The 22402-nt window shown below is 59.0% G+C and carries 24 protein-coding genes; 6 read left to right on the top strand and 18 right to left on the bottom strand.

Annotation, left to right across the window (positions count from 1 at the left end; translation table 11 throughout):
• Positions 1 to 240: 240 nt before the first annotated feature.
• From SPHN_RS16380 to SPHN_RS16370, 3 genes are all read left to right on the top strand, one after another.
• The gene (locus tag SPHN_RS16380) at positions 241 to 627 is read left to right on the top strand and encodes a DUF3768 domain-containing protein (protein WP_248524807.1); all 387 of its coding nucleotides are present in this window, start codon (positions 241 to 243) and stop codon (positions 625 to 627) included.
• Between the two features lie 130 nt (positions 628 to 757).
• Complete coding sequence (locus SPHN_RS16375; protein ID WP_248524806.1) at positions 758 to 1015, top strand: hypothetical protein; 258 nt, start codon at positions 758 to 760, stop codon at positions 1013 to 1015.
• 4 nt (positions 1016 to 1019) lie between these two features.
• A complete protein-coding gene (locus tag SPHN_RS16370) occupies positions 1020 to 2315 on the top strand; it encodes a Fic/DOC family protein (RefSeq protein WP_248524805.1) in 1296 nt (431 codons plus the stop codon).
• 16 nt (positions 2316 to 2331) lie between these two features.
• Here the strand turns inward: SPHN_RS16370 and SPHN_RS16365 are convergent, their stop codons facing one another.
• The 5 genes from SPHN_RS16365 to SPHN_RS16345 all read right to left on the bottom strand — a co-directional run bounded on the left by SPHN_RS16365 (position 2332) and on the right by SPHN_RS16345 (position 4668).
• Positions 2332 to 2598: a hypothetical protein gene (locus SPHN_RS16365; RefSeq protein WP_248524804.1), complete on the bottom strand. Its 267-nt coding sequence runs from the start codon at positions 2596 to 2598 to the stop codon at positions 2332 to 2334.
• Between the two features lie 64 nt (positions 2599 to 2662).
• Positions 2663 to 3178, bottom strand: coding sequence for a ferritin-like domain-containing protein (locus tag SPHN_RS16360; RefSeq protein ID WP_056415662.1), 516 nt, complete (start codon positions 3176 to 3178; stop codon positions 2663 to 2665).
• 107 nt (positions 3179 to 3285) lie between these two features.
• On the bottom strand, positions 3286 to 3777 hold the full coding sequence (locus tag SPHN_RS16355; RefSeq protein ID WP_248524803.1) for a nucleoside deaminase: 492 nt from the start codon (positions 3775 to 3777) through the stop codon (positions 3286 to 3288).
• Between the two features lie 92 nt (positions 3778 to 3869).
• Positions 3870 to 4502, bottom strand: coding sequence for an SOS response-associated peptidase family protein (locus SPHN_RS16350; protein WP_248524802.1), 633 nt, complete (start codon positions 4500 to 4502; stop codon positions 3870 to 3872).
• 10 nt (positions 4503 to 4512) lie between these two features.
• Positions 4513 to 4668 (bottom strand): hypothetical protein, encoded by a 156-nt coding sequence (locus SPHN_RS16345; RefSeq protein ID WP_248524801.1) that lies wholly within the window; start codon positions 4666 to 4668, stop codon positions 4513 to 4515.
• A gap of 292 nt (positions 4669 to 4960) precedes the next feature.
• Here SPHN_RS16345 and SPHN_RS16340 point away from each other — a divergent pair, with 292 nt between their 5' ends.
• Positions 4961 to 5161, top strand: a complete 201-nt coding sequence (locus SPHN_RS16340; protein WP_248524800.1) for a DUF3606 domain-containing protein — start codon at positions 4961 to 4963, stop codon at positions 5159 to 5161.
• A 158-nt stretch (positions 5162 to 5319) separates the two neighbouring features.
• Positions 5320 to 6129: a SirB1 family protein gene (locus SPHN_RS16335; RefSeq protein ID WP_248524799.1), complete on the top strand. Its 810-nt coding sequence runs from the start codon at positions 5320 to 5322 to the stop codon at positions 6127 to 6129.
• 33 nt (positions 6130 to 6162) lie between these two features.
• Here the strand turns inward: SPHN_RS16335 and SPHN_RS16330 are convergent, their stop codons facing one another.
• Together SPHN_RS16330 and SPHN_RS16325 are read right to left on the bottom strand one after the other, a co-directional pair.
• Positions 6163 to 6609 (bottom strand): hypothetical protein, encoded by a 447-nt coding sequence (locus tag SPHN_RS16330; protein ID WP_248524798.1) that lies wholly within the window; start codon positions 6607 to 6609, stop codon positions 6163 to 6165.
• On the bottom strand, positions 6606 to 6893 hold the full coding sequence (locus tag SPHN_RS16325; protein ID WP_248524797.1) for a hypothetical protein: 288 nt from the start codon (positions 6891 to 6893) through the stop codon (positions 6606 to 6608). Before SPHN_RS16325 ends, SPHN_RS16330 begins: the two co-directional genes overlap by 4 nt.
• Before the next feature lie 125 nt (positions 6894 to 7018).
• Here SPHN_RS16325 and SPHN_RS16320 point away from each other — a divergent pair, with 125 nt between their 5' ends.
• Positions 7019 to 7294, top strand: a complete 276-nt coding sequence (locus tag SPHN_RS16320; protein ID WP_248524795.1) for a hypothetical protein — start codon at positions 7019 to 7021, stop codon at positions 7292 to 7294.
• Positions 7295 to 7357: 63 nt separating this feature from the next.
• Here the strand turns inward: SPHN_RS16320 and SPHN_RS16315 are convergent, their stop codons facing one another.
• The 11 genes from SPHN_RS16315 to SPHN_RS16265 form a co-directional block, all read right to left on the bottom strand.
• On the bottom strand, positions 7358 to 8878 hold the full coding sequence (locus SPHN_RS16315; protein ID WP_248524794.1) for a P-loop ATPase, Sll1717 family: 1521 nt from the start codon (positions 8876 to 8878) through the stop codon (positions 7358 to 7360).
• Between the two features lie 208 nt (positions 8879 to 9086).
• Positions 9087 to 9386 (bottom strand): hypothetical protein, encoded by a 300-nt coding sequence (locus SPHN_RS16310; RefSeq protein ID WP_248524793.1) that lies wholly within the window; start codon positions 9384 to 9386, stop codon positions 9087 to 9089.
• Positions 9383 to 9670, bottom strand: a complete 288-nt coding sequence (locus SPHN_RS16305; protein ID WP_056056312.1) for a hypothetical protein — start codon at positions 9668 to 9670, stop codon at positions 9383 to 9385. Before SPHN_RS16305 ends, SPHN_RS16310 begins: the two co-directional genes overlap by 4 nt.
• Positions 9670 to 12933, bottom strand: a complete 3264-nt coding sequence (locus SPHN_RS16300; RefSeq protein WP_248524792.1) for an error-prone DNA polymerase — start codon at positions 12931 to 12933, stop codon at positions 9670 to 9672. Before SPHN_RS16300 ends, SPHN_RS16305 begins: the two co-directional genes overlap by 1 nt.
• Entirely contained in the window at positions 12930 to 14471 is a 1542-nt protein-coding gene (locus SPHN_RS16295) for a Y-family DNA polymerase (protein WP_248524791.1), read from the bottom strand. The genes SPHN_RS16300 and SPHN_RS16295 overlap by 4 nt, the downstream gene beginning before the upstream one ends.
• Before the next feature lie 163 nt (positions 14472 to 14634).
• The gene (locus SPHN_RS16290; protein WP_248524790.1) at positions 14635 to 15396 is read right to left on the bottom strand and encodes an ImuA family protein; all 762 of its coding nucleotides are present in this window, start codon (positions 15394 to 15396) and stop codon (positions 14635 to 14637) included.
• 460 nt (positions 15397 to 15856) lie between these two features.
• Positions 15857 to 16357 (bottom strand): hypothetical protein, encoded by a 501-nt coding sequence (locus tag SPHN_RS16285; protein WP_248524789.1) that lies wholly within the window; start codon positions 16355 to 16357, stop codon positions 15857 to 15859.
• A gap of 245 nt (positions 16358 to 16602) precedes the next feature.
• On the bottom strand, positions 16603 to 17397 hold the full coding sequence (locus tag SPHN_RS16280) for a hypothetical protein (RefSeq protein ID WP_248524787.1): 795 nt from the start codon (positions 17395 to 17397) through the stop codon (positions 16603 to 16605).
• Positions 17394 to 19070, bottom strand: coding sequence for an AAA family ATPase (locus SPHN_RS16275; RefSeq protein ID WP_248524785.1), 1677 nt, complete (start codon positions 19068 to 19070; stop codon positions 17394 to 17396). Before SPHN_RS16275 ends, SPHN_RS16280 begins: the two co-directional genes overlap by 4 nt.
• A gap of 3 nt (positions 19071 to 19073) precedes the next feature.
• On the bottom strand, positions 19074 to 20645 hold the full coding sequence (locus SPHN_RS16270; RefSeq protein WP_248524783.1) for a restriction endonuclease subunit S: 1572 nt from the start codon (positions 20643 to 20645) through the stop codon (positions 19074 to 19076).
• Positions 20646 to 20787: 142 nt separating this feature from the next.
• Entirely contained in the window at positions 20788 to 22206 is a 1419-nt protein-coding gene (locus SPHN_RS16265; protein WP_248524782.1) for an N-6 DNA methylase, read from the bottom strand.
• Between the last annotated feature and the right edge of the window lie 196 nt (positions 22207 to 22402).

Below are 22402 nucleotides of genomic sequence, written 5' to 3'. Positions count from 1 at the left end.
ACGCCCGCCAGCAGGCATCGGCGGTGCCGATGACATCCCCGGCGAATGTCGGGGAAAGGGGCGCGCCGCCCCCTCTCCCCGCAACGGCAATCGTCCGGGCCGTGGCTCGTTCGGCTGCGCCTGCCTGCGCCCGCACCACCCCCGACGATTCCCGCTGCCCCCTCGCCCCCGGCTGTTCGCCACGAAGGCAGGGCCGTGAGGCCGAGTGGCCTTGCGGCCCATGCCCGACAGGAGACAGTCATGCAGACTTTCGAACATCTCGACACCATTCGTCGCCTCAACGACGCAGCGCGAAACCACCCCGGACTGGCTTTGATCGCCAACATCACCACAGGATTTCAGTCACTTGCCGAAACCGATCGCCTAGCCGCGCTAACAGTGATCGTGCGGTTCTCGAAATTCGACGGCGACAATGATCCTTACGGCGAGCACGATTTCGGTGCGGTCTATCGCCTTGCCTCAGGCGTATGGACCCAAGACCGCCCGAGCGATGCGCGCACCATAATAGAGACCGTGTTCTGGAAGGTCGATTGCTACGACATGGACCTCATGTTCGGCAGCGAGGCACCGTGGGATCCACAGGTTACGAAGCGGGTGCTGACGATCATGCTGGCGAGCGAATATTGAAGGATCTGTGTCGTCTGCCCCGCGCCGAGAATGTGCGGGGTGGGCTTTCGTTAGCGGCATGTATGGCACAGCGATTTTGTTGAGAATTCGCGCGCAAGAGCGTAGGATCGCACAAGGAAAGGATGACATGATGGCTACTATCGATCTCGATACACTGCGCGCGCGCATCCGTTCGATGGACTTCGAGCCCGGCACGCCGGAGCAGGTCGCGCTATGGCGCGAGGATTTTGCGGAATCGCGCGCGAACCTTGCGATCGAGGACATGGCCCTCGACGCCGAGGACGACGCGATGTTTGCGATGATGCTCGACGAAGGCGTGTCACCCGCGATGATGGTAACGCTGATCCACGGCCTTTACCAGCCGGGGGCAAATCAGCTCGCCGCCTGATCCTTTGGCGAACGATCCCTACACCTATCCTGGCACCGATATTCTCCGGAACACGCTGGGGATCACCGACGACGCAGCTTTGAAAAAGGCCGAACAGCGCTTCACCGCGGTGCGGGGGATCGAGGTGGCACGTCTTACCTTTCCGGCAACACCCGATGGCTATCGGGCGCTTCACAAGCATCTGTTCCAAGATGTCTACGACTGGGCGGGCCAGGATCGCAGCGTCGATACCGCAAAGGGTGGCGCACGCTTTGCGCACGCGCCCTATATCGCCAGCAGCCTCGACGCCGTCTTTCGTGACATGGCAGCGAAGACTGACTTTCGCGGACTGACCCGCGATACGTTTTTCGACCGGCTGGGCAATCACATCAACGAGATCAACGCCGTCCACCCTTTTCGAGAGGGTAACGGCCGGACGATGCGGCACCACGCAGCACAGATCGCGCGGGATGCGGGGCACCCGATCCGGATCGCCTCGATCGACAAGGCGGCATGGATGGAGGCGTCGCGCCACGGCTTCCTGACAGGGGATCACCGCGCAATGGCCGCGGTTCTCGCCGCTGCCGCAATCCGCCGTGACCTAGCGCCCGAAGCGCGGATCGGGCCAGCCGGTATCGCCATGCTGCCGACGCGCGCGCCCCCCACCGAGCAGCGCTACCGCGTTACCCTCAGCAAGGCGCGCGAAGAGTTGGAACGCTACCTGCCCGTCGCGCGCCAGCAGGCAGCCGATCGCCTGCATGCGCTTGTCAGGGAAGAGGCGCCATCGGCAGCGATAGCGCATGCGCGCACGGAGCTCGCCTATGTCCGGCATCCCAAAGGCCCCGTGTATCAGTCGCACCTTTTGACCTATCTCGGGATACGGCAGGTCGATGCAGTCATTGGTCCCAAGCAGACGCCGCTCGAGCGTGTCCGCGAGATCGGCGCTGCGCTAGGCGTCCAGATCAACGCTCAGCAGCCCTCGCAACTGCAGCGCGCGGTACGCTCGCTCGAACGACCGATCCTGCCGCAGGGCCATTCCCCCGGACAAGAGCGACTGGCCGCTTTGTTCTTGAAGAACGCGCCTGAGAAGAATCTTGCCGATCCGCGCCTCGCACCCGCACAGACGATCGTCGATGCGGCAATGCGGTTAGCGCGGGACCGCGGCGACAGCGCGCGCAGCGTTACCGCACAAGGGGAAGCCGCGCGCCAGCGTATCGCGGACAGTATCAGAACCGGTTCGACGCTCGACGTGGGCGTCGGTAGTCGCGCTCAGGATAGCAAACCTGTGCCCCCTGCCCCCGACAAGGAGCGCAACCGCTGACCTGGTAGAGGCGGTATTAATGCTCGTTGGAGTGCCGGTCTTCGGCTGGCGTGTAGTAGCGCGTGATATCCGCTTCGGTGAGCGCATGACCGCTCGATTCTTCGACGAGCGCGGCGATTTCGCCATCGGTCCTGCCGGCGTCGCGCAACTGCTCGATCTCGTCGCTTACCATGTTGATGAAGGCGGGCACCGGGAACCGCTCCTCGCCCAGGCCCAGCGCATCGCGCATGTGCTTTTGCGCACGCAAGGCTTCGGGAAGCGTGAACGCGATATCATCGGCCATCGAATGTGCCTTTCATGAAAAGCTGAAAAGGTCGGGGGGCATCGGCCCCCCGACATCGTAACGCTTAGGCGGTGACCGCTTCCGCCTTGGCGTTCACGCTCGACGTTGCCATCGCCGTCAGCTTGTCGTCGGTCGCATATTCCTCGTCGAGCGTCTCTTTCAGGATCGCCGCGATATCAGCGCGGCCGAGCTGGTTCGCCCAGGCGATCAACGTACCATACCGCGTGATCTCGTAATGCTCGACCGCCTGTGCCGACGCGATCAGCGCGGCGTCGAGCACCGCCTTGTCCTCGATCTCGCCGGCGACTTCGTTGGCTTCCTTGATGATGCCGTCGATCGCCGGGCAGGTCACTGCCTTTGCCTTCTCGCCGAGCAGGTCGAAGATGCTCTCGAGGCGCGTGATCTGCCCTTCCGTCTCACGCAGATGGGTTTCGAAACCCTGCTTCAGGGCTGGCGCGGTTGCCTTGTCGACCATCTTCGGCAACGCCTTGGTGATCTGGTTTTCCGCGTAATAAACGTCCTGCAGCTGATGCAGGAACAGGTCGTCGAACGTCACGATGTCTTTGGAAAACAGGCCCATGATAGTGTCCTCGCTGAGCGGATAGCCGCGAAGCAAACTGCTCCGGCACCGCCGCAACGCGCCGACTCCAGGGTAAGTTTCGTTCGGTTTAGCGGAGCCGCAGTTGGCTATAGATTTGCCTGCTCGTCGACTGGCAGCTCTGCGTCCGGACCATAATAGAGCTTGGCGCAGTCGTCGCGAAGGCACCCTCCCTCAATGACGATATCGTCGCGGTAGGCGTCGCCGATGAACGCGAGCGTGTCCACGTGCTGCGCTTCGAAATACATCTCATGGACATCATCACGGCCCGCCCCGTAAACGACGCGGCCGACCTTCGACCAGACCGATGCCATCGTGCACATGCCGCAGGGCTGCAGCGTGGAGTATAGCGTCGCACCGCGCAGTTCCAATTCCCCGGTGCTTTCACACGCCCGTCGGATCGCCATCATCTCGGCATGCGCGGTCGCATCCGGCAATTCCTTCGTCTGGTTGCGCTCGCCCGCGATAACCTTGCCATCGAGGACGATCACGCACCCAAGCGGCGAGGTCGAGGGATCGGATCCCTTCGACCGGGCGATCGCGATCGCTTCGCGCATCCAGCGTTCGTCATCCTGCGTCATCGTCTTGGCTCCCTGTTACGGTCGAACAACGCGTAGCGAGCACAATGGATCGTTCGGCACGGTTGCCTTCGAAGGACGAGGAAAGACGACTGCTACCGTTCCTTGCTGCGGGTCGGGAAGACAGGCCCCCGGACGGTCATCTTGGCAGGGTCATAGGGTTTCTGCAGACCAACGATATCGTCGTAGGTTCCGCGCAGCCAGGTATCGATGTCGGCAGGATCAAGGATCGTGATCATGGCTTTCGGGTGGATCGGCGCCACCAGCGTGTTGGGATCGCACGTGACCATCGTAAACCCGTTCCCTTCCGCAGTATGTTTCCAAAACCCGGCGACTGCGAACACGGGCTGATCGACCACACTAAACCACATTTCGCCTTTGAGCGGCGGTTTGCCGTCACCCAGGTCATGCTTGTCGGGCGTGAATTCGCAGAATTCGGTCAACGGCACGAGGCATCGGTTTTCCGGCTTTTCCGCGAGTTTGCGCCACTGTGGAAGGGCCAGGTTACGGACGTTGGTCATCGGCCATGGAGCCTTTCCGCCCAGCACGTCCCACGACATCACATCCCAAGCACGCTCGCCGTCCTGTTCCCGCACCACATAATTTCGGCTCTTGGGGCGAAGCTCGCGCGGATCGAACCGGTTGTCGCGCGGTCGCTCGCTGAAGATCTTCGCAGCAGACTCCCAATGGGTTTCGGGTTCACCGAGCATGCGGGCGCGATTGCACATGGTCGCTGCCCTAGTTGTCTATTGCGTGATCGCGGATCGCGGCCGCGATCTGCGTCAGCAGTTCGAGAATGCGTTCGTCGGTCTCACTTTCGGAGAACGCCTCGACGATCTGTGCCGCCTGTTCGAAACTGTTTGGCTCACCCATCGCGCTACGATGCCCGAGCATGAGCCAACCGGCAATGCGGTGGGTTGCAACGTCCCGGGATAGAGCGCGCCCCGCAGGACTACCTATCGCGGCTCAGCAGTCCCCGATCGCCAGCGTAGCCCCCGCGCACGGCTGGCTTTGAACGGATTACTGTCGCCGGCGAGAGTATGGAGGAACGCCATGCTCGTGAGCCGCTCGAATGGGAGCAATTTAGGAAGGTGTGCCACGTGGCACACCTTAATCGGCATCATGCCGTTGGGACGGACACGGTCACGGGGCGGTGCGTTCATGTCCAACTGGATGGAGAACCACAATGGCCGATGACAAAAGCAAAACCGACGGGCGTGATCGCAGCCGTGTCTCGGGTAGTGAGACGTATGAGGTCGAGTATTTCGCCGAGAAGCACGGGTTGACCGCGCAGCAAGCGCGCGACCTGATCGCCGACGTCGGCAACGATCGTGAGAAGCTCGATGCTGCCGCGGGCAAGCTCAACGGTGGGCGCGGTAAAGCCTGATCGCTACCGGGGCGCCGGTTCCCTTCTGGCAAGAGACGGGGCGGAACCGGCTGTGCCGCGTAACGGGGCTGCCGTATCGTAAACCGGTTATGGATCAGGCGCGCCGTATCCTGGCGTCGCCATAGAAACGATCGAAGCAGCCTCCCATCTAACGGCTCATGACCAATAGCATTCTGCATCTCGGGCTCATGGAAGACGGGGAAATCGAACTCGATCTGGCCGCCCTCGAACTCGCAGCGCTCGATCACCCCGGCGTCGACCTCGATGAATATATCGACGAGCTCACGGATATAGAAATAGCCTTACGCGCCGCTGACGGCGACGCAGTGAGCAGCGTCGCGCAGGCCCAAGCCCTGAGCAGCGTGATGGTTGAAGAGTTCGGGTTCTCCGGCGACCGCGTACACTATGACGATCCGCAGAATGCGGACCTGATCGCGGTCGTCGATCGCCGGCTCGGTCTGCCGATCAGTCTGTCGATCCTCTATGTGGCGATGGCACGACGTCTCGGATGGTCGGCAATGCCGCTCAATACCCCCGGTCACGTCCTGGTGCGCCTTGGCGACGCGTCGGATGCGCTGATCATCGATCCCTTCAACGATGGTCGCATCGTCGCCCCTGCACAGGTGGAAGCCTTGTTGGAGCAGATGACGGGCCAGGCCCGGTTTTCCGACGGGATGCTTCCCCTGTCGAACCGATCGGCGCTCGTCCGCCTGCTGCTCAACCAGGCGACCCGTGCCGAACAGGCCGGGGATCCCGCGCGCGCGCTGGTCCTGTACGACCGCATGACGATCGTGGCGCCCACGCACGCCCATGGTTGGTGGGAGCGAGCCAGACTTCAGCTGGTCGCAGGCGATGTAGCCGGCGCGCGCAGCAGCCTCAGCGCGATGCTGGAAATTACCCGGGATGACGATCTGCGCCTGCAGGTATCCGCAGCGCTCGATGCCCTTCCCCGGCCAACGCCGTCTTGAACGTCGCAGTGGACTGGCTCTCGCCGTAACGCCTTATCCGAAGCGCATCCACCGTCGCTCATGCCAGGCCCGGGACTGAACCGCATCTCCGAACCGCCAGAACCGGGTTTCCCGCGTGTGGGGACCTGCACGAACGAGCGTCCAGCATTCGCCCGTCGGCAGTTCGACGATGCGGTGAATGTGCGCGGCATCGACATGGTAGGTTTCGCCCGGGATGCGATGAACCAGTTCGCTGTGCCAACCGCCACCTAGATCCACATAGAACACCTCTTCGACATACCCGCCATCGAGGATCTCGGTGTCAAAACTCCAGGGGTGGTCATGCGGCGTCGCGTGTGGCTCTTCCATCCTGAACCGGTGCAGTGCGCGTCCGTCATCCAAATGATATTTGGTGAAGGCCCGCGACATCCGCTCGACGCTGACGATCCGCGTACCGTCGGGGACGCGGGCAGTTGCTGCTCGCGGTAGTCGCATACTCACGGTTCGGGCACCTCTTCATAACAGCCGGCGCGCCGCAGCTGGCGGACGATCCCGTTGAACGCCGCGGTCACACCCTGTGCCCTGCCGATCTCGTTCTCTTGGGCTGCTGCATCCCAGTAGAGTTCGAGCGGCCAGCGTTCCGGGCAGTGCGGCAGCAGGCAGCGCAGCGCCAACCGGACCTCGACGACGTCGACACGAGCATCCGAGCAGCGCGCAACGCCGCCCCGCAAGATATGCACCGACAGCGCGATGACAACGCGTTGATGACGGACGAGCTTGGCCATCAATGAAAGTCGTGAGATTTGAACTTCATGACAGCTTCCGGATCCATGCCGTCCGCATGGGGCGGCCAGTAAGAGTTGCGAGGGGCAGTGCTCCAACCCTTGTCGCCACGATCGGGGGAGCCGGCATGCTTGGCACCGTCGCCGCGGCCGGTCCGGTGCGGGAAGGACATCTCGCCGACCCGGTGCAGCAGATCGCCATGGTCGATGGTCCGGTCGCAGATGACGTTCCAACCCGCTGCGCATTGCTGGCGCTTCGCACTATCGCGCTCTATCGTCGCTACAAGGCGACCGCGTGCCAGCTGACCACAGATCAAATCTTTGCATCCGACATTGCCGCGATTGTGCGGCCCGTCACTCGCCTGCGGCTGCGCGTTAACCCGGCACCGACCTTCACGGCCTAGAGTGGGTCTGGTCGCGCGCCGAACTCGGCACTTTGATCGTCGCCGCGACCCTCTCTAATTAACTCATATGACCGCAAGTTCCTTGAGCAAAACCTGATGCACCCCGATTCTGAAGTCATGAGTTAAACTAGGCAGGGCGTCACCTCTAAAGCAGAAGTTTTTGTAACCCTTTTTGGCCGATATTGAGTACAATGCTCCTACTTTGTATAGGTCCTCAATAACTCCGATCCACTTATTATCGCTTAAAATGGCAACGTCATCATACATGTGGCTTAATTCATCCATTCTACTAATTAGCTCAGCGCGAGTATATACCTCACTTCCACCCCTAAGAATGCGGTCAATACCATCCAGCTCGGCTTTATTATACTTTACAGCCAATCCCGAAATTGCATCTTGCCAAAGCCTTCTACCTAGCGCCTTGATGACACCGTTTGATAAGGTTTTAGCGGAAAACTGCGATTTTCCTCTGTCTATTGCTGAGGCTTCTTCAAATAAAAGTGCGACGTCGCGTGGTCGATACCATGTCAGATTCAAAGCATTTCGCAATGAGTTAGGTCCGGGGAAGTACGTACTCATGGCAGTATAGAGAACGTCGTCAGTATTTTGCGCATTCAAAACTTCGATCTCGGGATCCTGTACTGCGATGCGACCCAAGATCATCCTTTCCAAGGGATGGAGTCCTGAAATTACAGAGCCTGGCCAATCCAATTGAACGCCGTTGTCGCGAATGATCCGGTAGATTTCTCCTTGCACAGAAGAAACGGCGTCAACCACGACGTCGCGTATAGCCGCGATAGCCCTTATATGGTTGTCGTAGAAACGCTCGTTAAAATCCCGGACAGATCTCACGAGTGAAGCAATTGCCGAAAGGCGTAAAGCGTCGGTTTCATCTCCCTTTAAATAGACCTCCATCTCGTCTACAAAAATGAATAACGGGCTCTCTTCTAAATAAACCTCTTTCAGCTTGTCTTCTGACATCTGTAAATAGGTCGACAAATCATTAACTGTGGCTTCCTCGAAGGTGCCGTCAAGCTGCACCTTGGGGTCCTTTGAAAGAGTCAATGAAAACTTTTGAAGGCTTGGATATCGCTTTCCGACATTCTTTGCCTGTGAAATTAGCTTTGCTGATTCAATGAGTTTGAAAAACTCAACAGCCGGTCCTTCTGAGACATTTGCCTTTTTGATAAGCATGGCCGCTTGAGAAAGTAAAAAGAGTCTCCAAAAAACTACGGATTCATCGGGGTCATTCAGTTTCGTATCGTCGACAACCTGACCTGTATCTTTAGCTTTGTGCTCGATGAAAGCTTTCAGCTCATCCTTTGAGAATGAACTCTGAAAGTAGAAAAACTCTGAAATAGCTCCTATTTCAGATTCGGCTTTAATGCGTACATACTGAAGCAAAGCGGTCTTACCCGCCCCTTTAGGCCCGAAGACGAAATACTTATATCCATCTAAAAAGTCTTTTAGTTTAAACTTAGATGGAAGAACGTAGCTCGAAAGGAAGATACTTTTTTGCAAATCTGTTCTTAGACGTAGGTTGCGTGCATCTTCCGCCCCGAAATCAATATCATCAACGTTCACGTGAACCCTCCGGGAGCCAGGACAGCGCCAAGCCGTCAGTCGGGCGAGAGACTGCCCGACGCGACGGTGTTCTGGCAAGCATCCAAGCATCCTTAGAACACGCAAGGCCAGAAGCAGAAGGCAGACTTTCCTCCCTACATAAAATGAACCGCCGTACTCAGCGGCGATGGCAGGTTACCGAATGGGCCAGATGCGCTCAGCGAGCTCCTTAAACTCTGATACGCCGAGCGCGCCCACTGGGGATGCGGTGGACGAGCTTGCTATGCCACGCTCCGTTTGGGTCCCAATTGAGCACCTTTTTGATATAGCCGTCATCGAGGATCTCGGTGTCGAAGCTCCAGGGGTGATCATGCGGGGTCGCATGCGGCTCTTCCATCTTGAACCGGTGCAGTGCGCGTCCGTCATGCAGATGGTATTTGGTAAAAGCCCGCGACATACGCTCGACGCTGACGATCCGCGTGCCGTCGGGAACGCGGGCAATGGCTGCGCGCGGTAGTCGCATACTCACGGTTCGGTTACCTCTTCATAACAGCCAGCGCGCCTCAGTTGCCGGACAATCCCGTTGAACGCCGCGGTCACGCCCTGTGCCCTGCCGATCTCGTTCTCTTGGGCTGCGGCATCCCAGTAGAGTTCTAGTGGCCAGCGTTCCGGGCAGTGCGGCAGCAGGCAGCGCAGCGCCAACCGGATCTCGACGACATCGACGCGAGCATCCGAGCAACGCGCAACGCCGCCCCGCAAGATATGCACCGATAGCGCGATGACAACGCGTTGATGACGGACGAGCTTGGCCATCAGTGGAAGTCGTGAGATTTGAACTTCATGACGGCTTCCGGATCCATCCCGTCCGCATGGGGCGGCCAGTAAGAGTTACGCGGGTTCGGGCTCCAGCCCTTGTCACCGCGGTCGGGGGAGCCGGCATGTTTCGCGCCATCGCCGCGACCGGTCCGGTGCGGGAACGACATCTCGCCGACCCGGTGCAGTAGATCGCCGTGGTCGATGATCCGGTCGCAGATGACGTGGATAACCTCGCCCTCCTTCTGCACCCTGCCCTTCATGCCGATCATCGACGCGGACATGACGGTGCGGCGCTGCCGCTCGAACCGATCGGGCCATAGGATGCCGTTGGCGATGCCGGTCTCGTCTTCGATCGTGATGAACAGAACGCCTTTGGCAGAACCCGGCTTCTGGCGAACGAGAATGATGCCCGCGACCTCGACATGGCGTCCATCGCGGATGGTGGCCAGGTCCGCGCATTTGGTAACGCCACGCCTGGCCAGCTCATCGCGGACGAAGGTCAGCGGATGCGCGCGCAGCGATAACTGCAGCGCGCGGTAGTCCTCGATCACCTCACGACCGTCGGTCAATGGACGCAGTTCGACATCCGGCTCAATCCCTTCCGCGCTGACGGCCTGGTCCGCGCGGTCGGCCGCGGCGAACAGCGGCAGCGGCGCTTCGCCGAGCCCCCTCACCTTCCACAAGCCCTGCCGACGATCGGCGCCGAAGCTATGAAAGGCGTCGCCGTCCGCTAACCTCTCGATCGCGGCGCGCTGCACACCTGATCGCCGCCATACGTCTTCCACGCTCTCGAACGCGGTCAGCTCGCGCGCGCCGACGATCTTGGCGCCGTCCGCGTTGGACAGCCCGCGGATTTGCCGCAGCCCCAGCCGTACGGCGAGGTACCGCCCGCCATACGGCTCCAGCGTGCAGTCCCAGCGGCTGGCATTGACGCAAGGGGGGCGAACCACGACGCCATGCTCGCGCGCGTCGCGAACGATCTGGGCGGGTGCATAGAACCCCATCGGCTGCGCGTTCATCAGGCTCGCGCAGAACACGTCCGGGTGATGATGCTTCATCCACGACGATGCGTAGGAAATCTTGGCGAATGAGGCCGCGTGGCTCTCGGGAAAGCCGTAAGACCCGAAGCCCTCGAGCTGACGGAAGGTGCGTTCGGCGAACTCACGCGGGTAGCCGCGCTCGACCATGCCCCCGATGAGCTTTTCGCTGAAGTGCGACACGCCCCCTGTGAACTTGAACGTCGCCATGGCACGGCGGAGCTGGTCGGCTTCGGCCGGCGTGAACCCCGCGCCGACGATCGCGACCTTCATCGCCTGCTCCTGGAACAGCGGCACGCCGAGCGTCTTTTCCAGCACGGCGCGCAATTCGGGCCGCGGGTATTCCGGCTTCTCCAGCCCTTCACGCCTACGCAGATACGGGTGAACCATGTCGCCCTGGATCGGTCCCGGTCGTACGATCGCGACCTGGATCACGAGATCATAGAAGCGCCGCGGTTTCATGCGCGGCAGCATGCTCATCTGCGCGCGGCTTTCGATCTGGAAGGTGCCGAGCGTGTCGGCCTTCGAGATCATCGCATAGACGTCGGGATCATCGTCCTGCAGATCGGCCAAACCGACCCGAAGCCCCTTGTCCACCTCGAGCATGTTGAAGGCGCGATTCATGCAGCCGAGCATGCCGAGACCCAGCACGTCGACCTTCATGAACTTCAGCGCATCGATGTCATCCTTGTCCCACTCGATGATCTGGCGGTCTTCCATCGCGGCGGGTTCGATCGGGACGAGATCGTCGAGACGGTCATGGGTGAGAACGAAGCCGCCTGGATGCTGAGACATATGGCGCGGCACGCCGATGAGCTTGCGGGCTAGCTCGAGCGTGAGGCGCAGGCGACGATCGCCGATGTCGAGGTTCAATTCGTTGACCTGCTTTTCGCCGACGCCTTCGGCCGACCAGCCCCATACCTGGCCGGCCAATGACGAGGTCAGGTCCTCGGGCAGGCCAAGCGCCTTGCCGACGTCGCGCACCGCGCCGCGCGCCCGGTAGCGAGTGACGACCGCAGTCAATGCCGAGTGGTTGCGGCCATAGGTTTCATAGATCCACTGGATGATCTCTTCGCGACGCTCATGCTCGAAGTCGACGTCGATATCGGGCGGCTCGCGGCGCTCACCGCTGACGAAGCGCTCGAACAGCAGCTCATGCTTGATCGGGTCGATAGACGTAACGCCCAGTACGAAGCAGACGCAGGAATTGGCGGCCGAGCCGCGGCCCTGGCACAGGATGCCGCGCCGACGGGCTTCGCGGACGATCGCGTATACGGTCAGGAAGTACGGCGCATAGCCAAGCTCGCCGATCAGCCGCATCTCGTGCGCGATCTGCTCGGTATAGGCAGCCGGCACCGCGCCGCCAAACATGGCGTCGACGGCATCTTCTGCGAGCTTCTGCAGCGCCTCCTGCGCGGTCAGCCCGTCGATCAGCCGCTCGTGCGGGTATTGATAGGCCAGTTCGCCCAGATCGAAGGTGCATAGGCGGGCGATGTCGACGCTGGCGCGCAGCGCATCGGGATACGCCTTGAACCGCCGGACCATCTCGTCGGGGGATTTGAGCGCACGGTCGGCATTGACCTCGCGCCGGTAGCCGAGCTCGTCGACGGTGCATTTCTCGCGCACGGCCGTCACCACGTCCTGCAGCAGCCGTGCTTCGGGCGCGTGATAGAGGACATCGCCCGTCACCACCGCGCGAACGCCAGCGCCGCCCGCCTGCCGCGCCAGCGCGTCGATCCGCACGGCATCGTCCGGCCGGCGCCGCTGGAACAGCGCCATGTACCCGCGACGGCCATAGACCGTCTTCAGGTCGGCGAGCGCCGCCAGGTTCTCCTCGTCCGCCTCCTGCGGCAGCAGGATGGCGATCATGCCCTCCGACCAGGGTTCGAGGTCATGCCAGTGAAGAAGACACCCGCCCTTCCCCGCCCGCTTCTTGCCGACAGTCAGCAGCCGCGTCAGGCGCGACCAGGCGGGGCGGTTGGTCGGGTACAGCAGCAACTGCCGGCCGCAGGACATATTGACGCGCGTGCCGGCGATCGAGCGAACGCCCGTCGCCTTCTGCGCTTCCCATGCCCGCACCACGCCCGCGACGGTGCCGATGTCGCTTACCCCGATCGAGGGATAGCCGACCAGCGCCGCAGCCGCGAACAGTTCCTCGGGGCTCGACGCGCCGCGGAGCAGCGAAAAGTGGGTGAGGACCTGAAGCTCGACATAGTCGGTCATGCGAACACGCCGTGCATCCACCAGCTCAGATCGCCGGTGTCCTCGACGAACCCGTCGCCACGCCGGAACACCCAGTAACGACCACCTGTCTCGTCCTCGACCCGGTAATAGTCGCGCACCGCCCAGACTTCCGCGTCACGGCGCCACCACTCACCGTGGATCCGCTCGGGGCCGTCGCCGGCGACCACCTTGTGCGGCCGACCGCGCCACTCGAACCGCCGAGGCGGCTGATCGGGCATCAGCGCGATGACGCCCCACAGCGGTTCGGGTCTGGCCAGCAGACGCGTCGGCCGTCGCCATTTCGGCCAACCCGCGGGCGCTACCACCGGGTCGGCACGCATAACGGCGCGCTCGGGCACGTGGCTTTCGACTGGCGCGATCCGGAACACGGCGTCAGCACCGATGCGGCCGGCCACGACGTCGACGAGACGGGCCGGATCGCGCACGAGAACCTCACCGGCGAGAACCGCGCCGAGATCGACCGCGTCGAGCGGCTCGGTGTGCGGCGCTGCCAGATAGAATTGCTCCAGCCCCAAGCCCGGATCGATCAGTTCGATCCTGAGCTTCATGAGCCGCAACAGGTGCGACACCTCGCGCGTCGGGCGTGAGGTGCCGACGGCCACGACCTGCTCGGTGCCATCGACGCGTAGCCCGCCGAGCCGCAGCGACCGGACGCCGAGCCCTTTCGCGCGCAGCAGCTCGGCCATATCGCCCAGTAGATCCTCCATAACCTGAGCGATCGCGTCTGCGGTGACGATCGGTTCGAGCAGCCGGCGCTCGACGACCGGCATGACCTCGTCGGTCCGCGGCGTGATCGGTTCGGCGACCGCGCCGAGGGCCTGATCGAGCCGCGTGATCGCCGCCAGCCCGAGCCGGCGTGCCAAAGGCCCACGTGCGACAGGCAGAAGATCGGCGACGCGTTCGAAGCCGAACTTGCGGGCGGCAACGAGCGCGGTGCCTGCTAGGCGCAAGGCCGCGACCGGTAGGCCGCTGAGCGCGTCGACCGTCCGCCCTGTGGGCACGATCGCGATGTCGGCAGGCCCGAACCGGGCAATAGCGTGTGCCGCGCCCGGTGTGTCTGCAACCGCCACGCGGGCGGTGAACCCGGCACGCTGGCAAAACGCGCGCAGACGCCGGCAGAACCGTTCTTCCCCGCCATGGAGATGGGCGCAGCCGGTCAGGTCGAGCCACAGTCCATCGGGCGGTGTGGCTGCGGCGATCGGCGACCAGCGGCGCACCGCGCGTAGCGCGAGCTGATCCAGCATCGCGGCATCCGCTTCCATCTCGGACGGTCGGATGTCGAGATCGGACACCAGCGCACGCGCATGGGTCGCGGCCATCCCGATCGTGATCCCTAACGCGGCAGCGCCATCGCAGGCGGCAACCACCTCTTCGCGCCGGCCGACCTTGCCCACCAGCGCGAGCGGCGCCCTATGAAACGCGGCAACGGTCGCCGCGACCCTGTCGTGACTGTCGGCTTGCGCAAACCCATGAAACGGATGGTTCGCCGCCTCCGATCGTCGGCCAAGTTCACGCATGGGTGGTTTCGCATGCGCGGGCAGCGCTGCGATCTCACCTTCCACATCCTGCCTGATTGGCATGTCGGCACGAGCCCACCGCGCACCCGGCCGCCACCCGCCGCCCCGCGGTACCGAACACGCACCGGGATCGTCGTCGACGGGAAGCTGAAGGGCTGGCCGCTCAGGCGGCCGCGTAGCGTGCCGGTCCAGCCGTCTCAGCCGCTCGATGGCCAAGTGCGGCAGGAACAGCGAGACAACCCGTCTCATCGCAGCCCTCCAAAATCATCGAAAATGCTTCGCCACCACGCTGCCGTGCGACCTCGACCTGCCACCGCGATCGGCCGACGCCGGCGACGCCCAGGCGCTCGGACGACGCACTGGCGATCCGCCAGCGCGTCCAGGCCGCAGACGGCTCGGCGAGCGGATCCTGGTCGCGATTACGTCTGCGTCGCAGGATGAGAACGGGAATGTCGGCGTCGGCCGCGACCAGTTGCAGGCGCCGGGTCGCCACCATCGACATCCGGCTAACCTCGGCGATCACCGCCGACGGCGTTCCGTCGCGCACCGCGTCTTCGACGACGGCCAGCAAGGCTGCATCGTCACGGGGTTGTGCGTGAATCAAGTCGGCAGATGATAGCCCCGCCTGCTCCAAGCCCGGCGCATAGAGATCGTTGCGACAGCTCACCCATAGCACCGGTCCGCCTGCATGCGCCGCTTCTCGCGCGGCAATGCCTGCGAGGAACAGCGTTGCTGCGGCATCGTCGACCATCGAACAGCTTTGTGCGGCGACCTCGTGCAGTGCTCCGGCGCGAAGGCCCCTGCTTGCGAGGCGATCGTCGAGCGCAGGGATACCGAACGGCATGATGCGGTGATCCACCACCGGCGTTGCGATTGTCCGCAGGTGGGCGATGGTTGTCGGCAGGGACTCGAAGGCGGTGATCATGATGTCTAGACTCTACCTGTTCCCTTTATGTTCCGTTACCAAGAACGTTTGGTCAAGCGTCAGACTCGAGACTCATGTGGATAAGGTTCCGGCTACGAACGCTGCGAAGCGCGTTTGGCTATGTGTCGCGGAGGCGGCCTATCGGACCTGCGCGTATGCGAACGACTGTCGTCGGGCATGCGATCAAGTGTGCGGGATCCAGACCGTTTCCTCGCGCTATCGAACCTTCGTCAGCCGTGCCTTATCGCCGAGCTAGCCAAGGGATGAGTTTGGCTCCGACATCCCGCCAAGTGCATGAAATGCAATCCGGATTAGCCAGTTTTGCATTCGCCATTGCTCGGCCTGCCGGATACCAAGGTGACGCCTTTCAGGCATCCTCTCCTAAAAACTTCCCGGGTCGCTTTTGGCGGCCCCTTTTTTTGCCCGGACGCAGTCGGCACAGCGTTTCCGGTGCTCCGAGCTACCGGACGTTCGCGTATAGTGATCGGCTGTCATCGAGCATGCTGATGGGTGTCGGGGTGATCCAGTCCGCCCCCCGCATCGGATATGGGCCGTAGAACAGATCGCCGAGCGCACGCCGGTAATGTGCGTTCATCCAACGTCGACGACGATGTTCAGGGCCATCGTAAATCATGTGGCAGCGCTGGCAGAGCGCTGCCAGCTGGTGAAGCGCGCTGTCACTGGGGTCATGATTGAGATGCGCGCAGGCCAGCACCACCGGTGTCCATTTGCCTGAATCGAGGATGTTCTCGGTCGGTCGGCGAACACGTCTGCCGTCGCCATTACGCCAATACAACCGGCCTTTGTCCCACCAGCGTCCGTCGCCCATATGGAAGACCCGTTGCCCGTGTGGGCGCCCGCAATGTTCGCAGCGTCCGCCTGCGCGCACGAAGCGGACCAGATGCGATAGCTGGGGCCAATCGATCGGGTACAGGAAGACATGTTCGGGGCGGATTGGCATCGGTGCCGTCCACCAACATCATCGCTAGCACTATGTCTAGCGACGTTCTCGTCCTTTGATGTTCTTGCTATGTCCTACAGGCAAACATTCGTGCATTCGACCGTCAGCTAAGTCGAAACGGATCAAATGCAATGGGCTATTCAGGAACACATTGGCCGGAAGGGCTGGACGACGAGGGGACGCTGCTGCGTATGCAGACACTATAACTTGGCGCGTACCGGATGCCCTTCCCTGCACCAAAGGTGCTAGAGTATTGCTTCAATCCACTGTTTATCCCTATGAGTGCCAATAGCGGATCTGAAAAAACAAGAGTATTCCTGATCATCCTGAAGGTAGCGGTTCACATGATCTTTAATGTGGTTAGGGGGATGGTCTCCGAAAAGGCTAACGATAATGGCGAGACCTTGCCACTCCTTCCTTCTATCCTCAGGAACATTCCAATCATTCAGACCCAACTGATCAATTGTATACTTTGCCCTCTGATATTCCCATGTCCCAATATCACCTGAGGGCTTAACCTCGCCGTCAATGCCATAGGCCAGCAACTGACAGTCCGCTTCCACCATGGGATCCAAGAAGCGAGGAGCTTCATGCTCAACGGCCATATCTACCGGAGCGGACCGTGAATCCTCAAACTGGATTGGAAACTCGTTCCATTTGCCACGAAGGGTCTGTTGATCAATCCTTTCCGGTCGATTGCATCGCTGACATGACAAGCGGAAGTTCCACCACTCATATGACAGCCAGTAATAACCAAATTCCGGACCGAGCGACTTTCCATCGATAGTTACCGCGAGCTTAGGTCGGAAATGATCGACATCAAATGGAGACCGTGGGCTTTTCGCTTCACAATACCAACACTTGCCATGACTCAAATTGCTAAGCCATGGCTTAAGCAAGTTCCAGCTTGCATTTCTTCTTAAGTAATTAGAGCGAAGCTTATAGGTAACCTTCCCAGACAACGCGCTTACACGGCCTTGATAGATCTTTGTCCATCTTTTGGGTAGATTAGGGGGAAGAGCAACCGTGATGAATTTCATACGCCGCCCTCAGAACCCTCCGAGAGTAACCCAGTCACCAGCGCTTGGATAGCTTTAACCTTATTCTCAGGCGTAACTATAGCACCATCAATCCCTTCAGGTGCTGCGAGATCAAATCTCGCCCTCAAGAATTCTTGTTCTAGTCTATCTCTCGTCGCAAAGTTAAAATCGAGGTTCTCGAGCGATTCACGGAGGTTTTTTATCTGGCTACGCTCAGAGTCGGTAAGGGTAGATTTGACGCTCAGTTTATGAAGTTCTATCAAAGAATCATTTGTCTTGTTATCTAAACTAGTTCCAAGTCCGAACATATCGCTGGTCACGATATTGGCGAATCCCATACCCTTTGGATCGAGTACAGGATTCTCAGACACGATAGCCGACTGTGGCGTTCGGTGGAGTATCTGAACCTGCTCCTTGACGAGTTCTGCAATCGCGAGTGGATTATGAGTAGTGATTAATATGTGGCTATCATCACGATTTGTATCATTTTGACCGGCAAAATTCCGCAGATAGCTTAAATAATCGACCGCCCACCGGGGATTCAAATGCGTATCAGGCTCATCAAGTAGGAACAGACTTTCCTTCTCAGCGGTGAATCTAAGTAGACCAAGTACCGTAAGGAGTTGCTGCTCACCCTCACTAAGCTCCCTGAAAGTAACAGTACCATCATTCTTCTTCAGTCTAACTCGAATTCGTACTTCCTCAATGAGCTGCGAGACGTGCGTGCTCTCCATATCGCGAAAAAATTCAGCGGGTCTCTGGTCGCCCACCAAGTCTCTCAAGGAAGCGATATCTTTTACGTATAGGTATTTGAACGTTAATGTTTCTTTGCTCCAAAGAGACAAATCAACACGCCTAGTAGTTTCGACCGGAGCCAACGCAATACGTTGAAGTCGATCCAGGAAGTCAGCTACAACGCCCTTGGCGTTCCAGAAACGAGGGTCACCTTCGAGAGACTGCCATGGAGGCTGTCGGAGAACGAAAAGAACGGACTCGATACCCTCATCTGGATCAATCCCAAGATGTTGACCTAAGAAATCCCGCACTTCCTCTGACTGCTGGATCAAAAAAGCCAGCAAAACGAATTGGCTATGCACGGGAAGCGCATAGAATAAGCGCTTTAGGCCGGGATCCTTACCTTGGCGAAGCTGCCGATCATACACCTCCAGGTATGGCTTGAAGACCTCATACAAGCGGTCACTTTCACCCGAGTAGTATGCAAATACATAGTGGGGCAGGTATTTTGTACTATCCTCAAAAAACGTCTTCAGGGTTAGGCGTTTTCCACGAAGCGCTGAAAAGGCGGGCCCGCCATCTATCAGTGAATCTAGTGTTCCATCGCCTCTGGCCTCAGCCTCGGTTGCAAGGTGTATCGAAATTGCGTCACGTTTTCTATCTGGATCCGCGTCGATGTTGATATGCAACGTGTCCGGTCCAACACCCATCCGGTAGCTCAAATTATAAGCGAACTTTGGCCGGCGCACACCTTGTATTAGATCTCTGAATATGATTGCGAGTGCTTCGATAACGTTAGACTTACCGGTCCCATTCCAACCAATTAGCACCGTAATCCAGTGGTCTTGGTCAAAGTCGACTGTAACGTTCTTCAAATTCTTGAAAGAGTGGGTCGCGCTATCCTTAGCGGTCCCGATTGTAATGCGGTCAAGTCGCATGACTTACGCTACCTTTAAACGAATTTGATCGTAGAGCTTCCGTCCCTCTTCATCCGAGACGGGTTTTACCTCAAGTCTACCTTCTTGATCGAGCGTTCGTAAATCGGCGTAGATGTGCTCAAATTCTTCGGTCGAAGAGCCATTGGCGACGCCGCAACGCTGGAATGCGTCTTGCGCAGAAATCCAGTTTCCCACTTCGACCAAGACGTCCTCGAGTTTCTTACGCATCGCCTTCTGTTCCTTTAGTAGGACTGGGCCGCCCAATTCACGTTGGCTGCGGGCAGACTCCATACGCCCCTTCCCTATGTTCTCGAGCAGGGACGTTGCAGGCTCGTCGGTAAGATCGTGTGTAACGAGTTCACCTCGGAACGCCTTCTCGAGTATTTTCGCTTTCAGCCTCGGGATGAGGCGAAAAGCTTCGGTGTGTTCCAAGCCTACGCGATCTAACCTAGCGAGGGCGCTTTCAATGCGCCGGACAATATCGGCTTGTTCCTCGATCGACGGGAGGGAAAGCCTGAATTGCTTGAGGTTGGTTAGCGACATACGCGGTCGCGTCGCCCCGTGTACGAGGGTCTTTATAGCCCGAAGAGAGGTGGGGCTGGCCAATAGATACATTAAATACCTGGGCAGGCACACCGTTTGATCAACTCTTATGCAGAAACAGTCGGCCTTGTTTATCGCAGGACCGTCAAGGTCGCTCGGCATTAGGCAAACGCGAACATCCTCAGATACAAATGAGGACACAAGAACGTCATTAGGACGTAATATCTTTCGCCGAAGAGAGGTAAACTTCTCTTCAGATATGTATGTTTTCTTCTCTCGTATGAACCTTAATCTTCCGATATTCTCTAGGCGAACTACCCTAACACCCTCGTCAGTGTAGTCGTTGGACTTAAGGTTAGAGCCAAACGGACCGTCAAAAACCACTTCGGCGACGTCCGCAATCGTGGTGGAACTCCAGGCAATGTTTCCGCGGCCCGGCGTGAAACCTCCTTCGACCCCAAGCGCAAGAAGGCGGTTCTTATATTCGGTAATCAGGCCGAAGGCGAGTTCCAGATTCTCCCGCGCTTGGTCCGCCCGATCCGATAGACCCGTAATTCTTGCGACGATCCTACGTTGTTCCAACAGAGGCGGAAGGGCAATCGCGGTATTCTCAAACTTTCCTTTTGTTATGTGCCGCAATCCAACGCCGCCGCGTGCGTTGCCGATCTGCTCGTCCAAGGTCTGATTGATTGCGTACTTTAAAAAAGTTACATCGATCAAATCCCGATTGAATACGACCTTAAATATGTGCTGATTGAGAACAGCTCTGCCGCCGTTCCAAATGTGAGCGCCAAACGAGGTCCCAGGCGTACCAGACCAAGCGAACAGCAATTCACCATCCTCAATTACGAACTGGTCCCGGACCTCACCGGCAAAAAAGTTATATGACGATGATGAACGGTTTAGGTTTTGAATACGGACAATTGGAAGGCCCGACGTCCCCCACTCTGCAGGTTTGAAAGCGCGCCCGTTTATTAACTTACAAACGTCGCCAATTTTCGTCGGCTCCCAACCTCTTGGAAGATCCGTCATGCCGGTGTTCCGAAATGACTACCCGGTGTCAGAGTTGAATACCCGTGACAGTTATATGCACTCCGGTCGCCCAAATCTTCTGAGATACAGAGGCTAGATTCTAAAAAATTGCCACAGTATCGATATATGATGAAACTGATAATCACGCCTGTATCTCGTCGCGTTCAGTAAGTTCCTCAACGACCGCTTCTACGTCTAGAAGGGCGGCGCGTAAATGATCAATGATTGCGCTGGCGATCGCCTCAGGGTCTTGCAGAACTAGGTCAAGCCCCTTCTCGTCCTCGCGCACCCAGCTGATGTCTAGGTTATCGCTACGTTCAGAGATGTCGTTACGGTTAAAGACGCGGAATCTGCCATCTTCCCCTTCATCATTACGTTTATCGTCTCCAAATGCACTTGTTCCGAACGCCGTTATAAAATCCCGAAAGTCTTCAAGTGTCATCGCGCGATTTCTGCCAAAGGGTGGCATCCGCGAGCGTAGATCGTAAACCCACACGTCCTTAGTGGCGTTTACCTCTCCATCTTCTGCTCTGGTAAAAAACAGTACATTGGTTTGAACGCCTTGCGCATAGAAAATACCTGTCGGCAAACGGAGGATCGTATGCAAGCGGCAAACATTCATCAGCCAAGTGCGGACCTCTCGGCCCACATTGTCTTCAAAAAGGACATTATCTGGCACGATGACAGCTGCGCGCCCCCCAGGCGTTAAAGCGAGTACAATGTGCTGCAGAAAAAGTAGCTGTTTGTTCGATGTTTGATAAGGGAGGTCCTCGCGGCGGGCGCGCGCTCCACCCGCACTGCTTCCAAAAGGTGGATTCGCAATGATAAGGTTGGCTGGGGCTAGGCCAGCAACGTCACTCGTAAGTGCGTCGCCGTGGATTACTTCGCTATCCATTCCGTGAAGAAACATGTTCATAAGACAAAGCCGGTAAGTGTCTCCCTCTATTTCAACTGCTTGAAACTTTGGCTTCGACTCATTATAGCTTGAGATTCCGTGAGTCCGTAAAATGAACTCATGGGCAGATATCAGAAATCCAGCAGTCCCCGCCGCCGGGTCTTGAACAACCTCCCCGACAGTCGGCTGCATCACTGTTACGATAGCGTCAACGAGCGCTCTTGGTGTGAAATACTGGCCAGCGCCGGACCTAGCTTCCGCCGCGCTACGCTGTAGCAGGCTTTCATAGATGGCGCCGAGCCCATCCATCTTGGCTTCGTGCCAATCGATTAAGTTTATACCTTTCACGACCTTTCGAAGGTTCTCTTCGTGATTGAAAACCGTGGTAGGAAACCTGAAAATTTCTTGGACCGCTTTATTTGGCGCATCCTCGCCCAAGCTCGTCAGCATTTTGCGATAGTAGCCCAGCATTCCAGGACCGGACCGGCCAAGGAGGTCATTCCAGCGGCAACCGTCTGGGAGGAGATCCTCTCGGCCGGTCTCAGCAGCCACCTTCAAAAACAGCAGATATGTCAATTCGGACAGGTACTTATGGTATACGACGCCGTCGTCACGAAGCACGTGGCAGAGGGACCAAATCCGCTTTGAGGTCGCTGTGATAGACATGGCTGTGGCCCTACGATGGTGTGAGAGTCGCCGCAAGATTCAGGCCGTATAGATATAGCGATCGGGAGGAGGATCGCGCTCGCGCTCGCGTTGCGGAGGTATAGCAACCGTCTACTCGACCTCCTCACGACATGAACGGAACGGCAATGCCAACGTCTCACTTAAAAGCGGCCATGGCGGTTACCACCACGGCTAG

Source organism: Sphingomonas faeni, assembly GCF_023195535.1.
Classification (GTDB): domain Bacteria; phylum Pseudomonadota; class Alphaproteobacteria; order Sphingomonadales; family Sphingomonadaceae; genus Sphingomonas; species Sphingomonas faeni_B.
The sequence above is the reverse complement of the archived record's forward strand: the minus strand, read 5'-3'. Positions and strand labels throughout refer to the sequence as shown.

What these genes read in the sequence shown, in the direction of transcription:
- SPHN_RS16365 (WP_248524804.1), bottom strand. Translation starts at nt 2,598, where the DNA reads ATGGCCGATGATATCGCGTTCACGCTTCCCGAAGCCTTGCGTGCGCAA.
- SPHN_RS16295 (WP_248524791.1), bottom strand. Translation starts at nt 14,471, where the DNA reads ATGCGTGAACTTGGCCGACGATCGGAGGCGGCGAACCATCCGTTTCAT.
- SPHN_RS16305 (WP_056056312.1), bottom strand. Translation starts at nt 9,670, where the DNA reads ATGGCCAAGCTCGTCCGTCATCAACGCGTTGTCATCGCGCTATCGGTG.
- SPHN_RS16280 (WP_248524787.1), bottom strand. Translation starts at nt 17,397, where the DNA reads ATGAAATTCATCACGGTTGCTCTTCCCCCTAATCTACCCAAAAGATGG.
- SPHN_RS16300 (WP_248524792.1), bottom strand. Translation starts at nt 12,933, where the DNA reads ATGACCGACTATGTCGAGCTTCAGGTCCTCACCCACTTTTCGCTGCTC.
- SPHN_RS16275 (WP_248524785.1), bottom strand. Translation starts at nt 19,070, where the DNA reads ATGCGACTTGACCGCATTACAATCGGGACCGCTAAGGATAGCGCGACC.
- SPHN_RS16360 (WP_056415662.1), bottom strand. Translation starts at nt 3,178, where the DNA reads ATGGGCCTGTTTTCCAAAGACATCGTGACGTTCGACGACCTGTTCCTG.
- SPHN_RS16380 (WP_248524807.1), top strand. Translation starts at nt 241, where the DNA reads ATGCAGACTTTCGAACATCTCGACACCATTCGTCGCCTCAACGACGCA.
- SPHN_RS16350 (WP_248524802.1), bottom strand. Translation starts at nt 4,502, where the DNA reads ATGTGCAATCGCGCCCGCATGCTCGGTGAACCCGAAACCCATTGGGAG.
- SPHN_RS16335 (WP_248524799.1), top strand. Translation starts at nt 5,320, where the DNA reads ATGACCAATAGCATTCTGCATCTCGGGCTCATGGAAGACGGGGAAATC.
- SPHN_RS16320 (WP_248524795.1), top strand. Translation starts at nt 7,019, where the DNA reads ATGCTTGGCACCGTCGCCGCGGCCGGTCCGGTGCGGGAAGGACATCTC.
- SPHN_RS16265 (WP_248524782.1), bottom strand. Translation starts at nt 22,206, where the DNA reads ATGTCTATCACAGCGACCTCAAAGCGGATTTGGTCCCTCTGCCACGTG.
- SPHN_RS16340 (WP_248524800.1), top strand. Translation starts at nt 4,961, where the DNA reads ATGGCCGATGACAAAAGCAAAACCGACGGGCGTGATCGCAGCCGTGTC.
- SPHN_RS16325 (WP_248524797.1), bottom strand. Translation starts at nt 6,893, where the DNA reads ATGGCCAAGCTCGTCCGTCATCAACGCGTTGTCATCGCGCTGTCGGTG.
- SPHN_RS16345 (WP_248524801.1), bottom strand. Translation starts at nt 4,668, where the DNA reads ATGCTCGGGCATCGTAGCGCGATGGGTGAGCCAAACAGTTTCGAACAG.
- SPHN_RS16290 (WP_248524790.1), bottom strand. Translation starts at nt 15,396, where the DNA reads ATGATCACCGCCTTCGAGTCCCTGCCGACAACCATCGCCCACCTGCGG.
- SPHN_RS16285 (WP_248524789.1), bottom strand. Translation starts at nt 16,357, where the DNA reads ATGCCAATCCGCCCCGAACATGTCTTCCTGTACCCGATCGATTGGCCC.
- SPHN_RS16355 (WP_248524803.1), bottom strand. Translation starts at nt 3,777, where the DNA reads ATGACGCAGGATGACGAACGCTGGATGCGCGAAGCGATCGCGATCGCC.
- SPHN_RS16375 (WP_248524806.1), top strand. Translation starts at nt 758, where the DNA reads ATGGCTACTATCGATCTCGATACACTGCGCGCGCGCATCCGTTCGATG.
- SPHN_RS16270 (WP_248524783.1), bottom strand. Translation starts at nt 20,645, where the DNA reads ATGACGGATCTTCCAAGAGGTTGGGAGCCGACGAAAATTGGCGACGTT.